The organism is Kitasatospora cheerisanensis KCTC 2395, from assembly GCF_000696185.1.
GTDB classification, from domain to species: Bacteria; Actinomycetota; Actinomycetes; order Streptomycetales; family Streptomycetaceae; genus Kitasatospora; species Kitasatospora cheerisanensis.
The window spans coordinates 7,133,345-7,134,303 of the sequence record NZ_KK853997.1; the positions used below are offsets into that span (position 1 = coordinate 7,133,345).

Annotated in this window: 1 protein-coding gene; it reads left to right on the forward strand. The window is 72.9% G+C overall.

The genetic code is table 11. The features are described from left to right. Positions 1 to 946 (forward strand): ABC transporter ATP-binding protein (locus KCH_RS32060; RefSeq protein ID WP_425268854.1); only part of this gene is annotated, 946 nt, incomplete at its 5' end. Positions 947 to 959: the final 13 nt, after the last annotated feature.

Consider the following 959-nt stretch of genomic DNA (forward strand, 5'->3'; position numbering starts at 1 on the left):
CGACCTCGGCATGACCTTCCCCGGCGCACGTGGCGCACTGCGCCGGCTCCCCGGCGTCCGGGCCGTCGACGGCGTCACCTTCGACGTCCGCCCCGGCGAGACCCTCGGCCTGGTCGGCGAATCCGGCTGCGGCAAGTCCACCACCGGACGGATGCTGGTCCGGCTGCTCGACCCGACCACCGGCACCGTCGACTTCCGCGGCCAGGACATCACCCGCACCCCGCAGCGCCGACTCCGGCCGCTGCGCAGCAAGTTCCAGATGATCTTCCAGGACCCGTTCGCCTCGCTGAACCCGCGTCGGACGGTGCAGCAGATCATCGCCTCGCCGCTGCGCGCCCAGGGCGCGAACGCCGCGACCATCGCCCGCGAGGTGCGCGAACTCGTCCACCTGGTCGGCCTCGCCCCCGAACACCTGGAGCGCTACCCGCACCAGTTCTCCGGCGGCCAGGCCCAGCGCATCGGCATCGCCCGCGCCCTCGCCACCCGGCCCGAACTCGTCGTCGCCGACGAGCCGGTCTCCGCCCTCGACGTCTCCATCCAGGCCCAGATCGTCGGCCTGATGGAACGCCTGCAGCGCGAACTCGGCGTCGCCTACGTGTTCATCGCCCACGACCTCGCCGTGGTCAAGCACATCAGTCACCGGGTCGCCGTCATGTACCTCGGCCGGATCGTCGAGATCGGCGACAAGGCACAGGTCTACGAGCGCCCCGCGCACCCGTACACCAAGGCGCTGCTGTCCGCCGTCCCGCTGCCCGACCCCGCCGCCGAACGCACCCGCGAACGGATCGTCCTGCTCGGCGACCCGCCCAGCCCCGCCAGCCCCCCGCCCGGCTGCACCTTCCACCCCCGCTGCCCCAAGGCGCAGGCCATCTGCCGGACCGAGGCCCCGCAACTCGCCGCCGACTCGCCGACCCGTCAAGTGGCCTGCCACTTCCCCGAGTCGTAGCCGCACCCCGAAC